3 protein-coding genes and 1 pseudogene are annotated in these 3,697 nt (G+C 73.8%); 3 read left to right on the forward strand and 1 reads right to left on the reverse strand.

Going from position 1 to position 3,697, the window contains the following annotated elements:
* Positions 1-807: pseudogene (locus tag ACFTZL_RS42510) on the forward strand (hypothetical protein); the annotation flags it as partial.
* Here ACFTZL_RS42510 and ACFTZL_RS42515 read toward each other — a convergent pair.
* The gene (locus ACFTZL_RS42515; RefSeq protein WP_382595261.1) at positions 808-1,401 is read right to left on the reverse strand and encodes a histidine phosphatase family protein; all 594 of its coding nucleotides are present in this window, start codon (positions 1,399-1,401) and stop codon (positions 808-810) included. It abuts the pseudogene before it with no gap.
* Between the two features lie 189 nt (positions 1,402-1,590).
* On the opposite strand from ACFTZL_RS42515, the gene ACFTZL_RS42520 reads away from it, so the two are divergent.
* A complete protein-coding gene (locus tag ACFTZL_RS42520) occupies positions 1,591-2,580 on the forward strand; it encodes a phosphatase PAP2 family protein (RefSeq protein WP_382595264.1) in 990 nt (329 codons plus the stop codon).
* Positions 2,531-3,697, forward strand: a 1,167-nt coding sequence (locus tag ACFTZL_RS42525; protein WP_382595265.1) for a hypothetical protein, incomplete at its 3' end; no start/stop codon positions are given. The genes ACFTZL_RS42520 and ACFTZL_RS42525, both read left to right, overlap by 50 nt.

A 3,697-nucleotide genomic window follows, 5' to 3' on the forward strand; every position in this document is an offset into this window, starting at 1 on the left:
GCCGCGCCGCTGCGTGCCGCCTACGCCCTGCTGGACGCCGGCGCGACCCGGCAGACCACAGCGGACCGGCTCTACTCCGGCGCCGGTGAACTGGCCCTCTCCGTGGGCTGGCTGGCCCACGACTCGGGACGCTTCGACGACGCCCGCTCCCACTACGCGGAGGCGCTGGCGACCGCCCGGATGACCGGCGATCCGGGCCTGGAGGCGCACGCCTTCTGCAATACGGCGTTCCTCGCGCGCGACGCGGGCCGGCCGCGCGAGGCGGTCCGGGCGGCCCAGGCCGCGCAGCGCGTCGCCCGGCCCGTGGGCTCGGCCCGGCTGATGTCGCTGCTCGCGCTGCGCGAGGCGGGCGGCTGGGCGGGGCTCGCCGACCGCGTCGGCTGCGAGCAGGCACTGGCCCGGGCGCAGGCCCTCTTCGAACGCGGCACCTCGGAGGCCGACCCCGAGTGGATGAGCTTCTACGGAGAGGCCGAACTGGAGGGCCTGGAGGCGCAGTGCTGGTCCGCGCTCGGCGACTGGCCCCGGGCGGCACGGCACGCGCGGCGGGCGGCGGACCTGCAGGATCCGCACTTCACCCGGAACATCGCGCTGTACACGGCGGAGCTGGCGGACGACCTCGCACGGGGCGGACGTCCCGACGAGGCGGCGGTGGCGGGGATGCGGGTGCTCGATCTGCTGGAGGAGGTCCAGTCGTCCCGGATCCAGACGATGCTGGCGGCCACGGCACGCGTGCTGTTGCCGCATCGCCGGGCTTCGGGGGTCTCGGCGTTCCTGGAACGGCATGCGTCGACGCCGAGGGTCACCTAGCTAGCCGAGGTGCCCGATGTCGTTCCAGCTCTCGATCGCCGGCTCCCCGTACGCCCATCCCAGTACCGACAAGGACGTCGGGTTCAGGCGTATCCGCGCCGCGAAGTCGATCGGCAGGCCCAGCCATCGCGCCCCGAGGGTGCGCAGGATGTGCCCGTGGGCGAAGACCAGGACGTCACGGTCCTCGGAACGCGCCCAGGAGACGACCTCGTCCGCCCGGGCCGTCACCTCGGCGAGGCTCTCGCCCTCGGGGACGCCGTCGCGCCAGATCAGCCAGCCGGGCCGGACGGCCTGGATGTCCGCCGGGGTCATGCCCTCGTAGGTCCCGTAGTCGACCTCCAGCAACGCGTCCCAGGCACGCGCGCGGTCGCCGAAACCGGCCAGTTCACATGTTTCACGCGCGCGTGCCAGCGGGCTGGTGCGCACCTCGACGCCGGGCAGGCCGTCGTACGGGGCGCGGTGCAGACGCTCGCCGAGCAGCTTGGCGCCGCGCCGGCCCTCCTCCAGGAGAGGCACGTCCGTCCTGCCGGTGTGCTTGCCGGACAGGGACCACTCGGTCTGTCCGTGCCGGGCCAGCAGGATGCGCGGAGCCATGGAGGACCTTTCCGGAAGAAAAACGCGAGCGGAACTCCTCCATCATCGCGCACGCTGGTGACGGGCAACCCGGCGGGCGATCTCTGCGTCTTTGAGGTCCGGAGGGCGCCCCCAGGGGGCGCACACGCGCCGTAAGGTGGCACGACCGGCCGGCGGGGAGCCGTGACGACGAAGGGGGAGGGCGATCGGATGCCGCACACCGAGACACCAGGCACCGAGGCGGCCTCTGCGCCCCGGCTGCGCTGGTGGACGGAGCTGCCGCTCATCCTGCTGGTGTACGCGTGCTACTCGGCAGGCCGGCTCCTCGTGCGGGGCGACGTCTCCGGGGCGGTCGACAACGGTCTGGCGATCCTGCGGATCGAGAAGGCGCTGTTCCTCAACGCCGAGCACCCGCTCAACCGCCTCTTCACACACGAGGCGTGGATAGGCATACCGGCGGACTTCTGGTACGCGTCGCTGCACTACCTGGTCACGCCGGCGATCCTCATATGGCTCTTCCGCTCCCGGACCGTGCGCTACCGCGCCGCGCGCACCTGGCTGTGGACGTCGACGTTCGTCGGCCTGATCGGCTTCACCCTGCTGCCGACCTGCCCGCCCCGACTGCTCGACGCCAGTCACGGCTTCGTGGACACGATGGCCCAGTACAGCTCGTACGGCTGGTGGGGCGGCGAGGCGAGCGCCCCGCGAGGCCTGGGGGGTATGACCAACCAGTACGCGGCCATGCCGAGTCTGCACGTGGGCTGGGCCCTGTGGTGCGGAGTGATGCTGTGGCGCTACGGCGGTACGCGCACGGCGAAGGCGGCCGCTGTCGCCTACCCGCTGATCACCACGATCGTGGTCATGGGCACCGCCAACCACTACTTCCTCGACGCTGTCGCGGGCGCGGCCGTCATGGGCGTCGGACTGCTGCTGGCGCCGCTGGTGATGCGCGCGGCGGACCGGGTCAGGGCACGGTTCGTGCCGCGGTTCGCGCCGGTCGCGGCGGACTCCTCTTCAGCCGCTTCCGCAGCCACTTCCGCGGCCTCTTCCGCCGCGGGTTCCTCGAATGTCAGTGCCGGATGCCAGACTTCCGCGGGTGAGCGAATTCCACGGCAGCGCGATGCGCGGTTCGGAGCGGGAGCCGAGCCGAGTGCCTCTCCCAAGGACGCGGGGGACGGCGCTCCGGCAGCGGCTCGCTGAGCTGCGCGGGCCCGACGTACCCGCGAAGGCACTGGACGCGCGCGCTCTGGCGGCGCTGGCCGCCAACCCCGGTTGTGCGCGGCGCGCGATCCTCGACGGTGCCGGGGTGAACAAGGCGTCCGTGGCCGACGCGCTGGGTGCGCCGTCGGTCTTCGGGCAGTCCCAGTTCGCGCTCACGCGGGGCAACGCGTTCGAGACGCGGGTCAAGGCCGACGGCGGCGCGGAGCTGCTGCGGCTGGTGCACGAGAAGCTGGACCGGGCGGCCGAGCCGCCCGCAGAGGCACGCGTGCCCGACCTGACCGCGACCGGCCCCCAGGGGCGTACGGCCCGTACGGCGCTGGAGCTGCGCGAGGCCACCGCGCACCCGGGCGCGTGGACGCTGCTCGACCACCCGATGCTCGCGCTGGACGTCGCGGGCTCCCCGGCGTTCCTGGAACCGGACGCGGTGGTGGTGCACCCGGACGGTAGCTGGACCGTGGTCGAGATCAAGTCCTTCCCGCTGCTGGACGGTTCGGCGGACCCGGCGAAGGTCGGGGCGGCGGCCCGGCAGGCGGCGGTGTACGTGCTGGCGCTGGAGGAGGTCGCGGAGCGTCTGGATCCCACTCCGCGTGTGCGGCACCGGATCCTGCTCGTCTGTCCCCGGGACTTCTCCAACCTGCCGGCCGCGTCCGCCGTCGACATCCGCAAGCAGCGGGCGGTGACGGCCCGCCAGTTGGCCCGGCTGACCCGTATCGAGGACATCGCCGATGAGCTCCCCGAGGGCACGTGTTTCTCCCCCGAGCTGCCCGCCGACGAGCTGACGGCCGCCGTGGAGTCGGTCCCGGCGGCGTACGCGCCCGAGTGCCTGTCGGCGTGCGAGCTGGCCTTCCATTGCCGGGGCCGGTCCCGGGAGGCGGGCGCGGTGACGACGCTCGGCCGCCCGGCGCGGGCGGAACTGGGCGGCCTCGCGACGGTCGAGGACGTCCTCGCGGCGGCCCGCGGGGAGGCCGGGGATCCCGGCGACCCGGCGGTGGCGGCGCGGCGGCGGGCGGCGGGCCAGCGGGCGGAGGCCCAGGAGGCGGCGGGTGGTTGTTATCCACCCAGGCCCGCCACGAGGGCCTCACCACCCGCCGCGCCC

This window comes from Streptomyces sp. NPDC056948, from assembly GCF_042674225.1.
In the GTDB taxonomy this organism is placed as follows: Bacteria; Actinomycetota; Actinomycetes; order Streptomycetales; family Streptomycetaceae; genus Streptomyces; species Streptomyces purpurascens.

What these genes read in the sequence shown, in the direction of transcription:
- ACFTZL_RS42515 (WP_382595261.1), bottom strand. Translation starts at nt 1,401, where the DNA reads ATGGCTCCGCGCATCCTGCTGGCCCGGCACGGACAGACCGAGTGGTCC.
- ACFTZL_RS42520 (WP_382595264.1), top strand. Translation starts at nt 1,591, where the DNA reads ATGCCGCACACCGAGACACCAGGCACCGAGGCGGCCTCTGCGCCCCGG.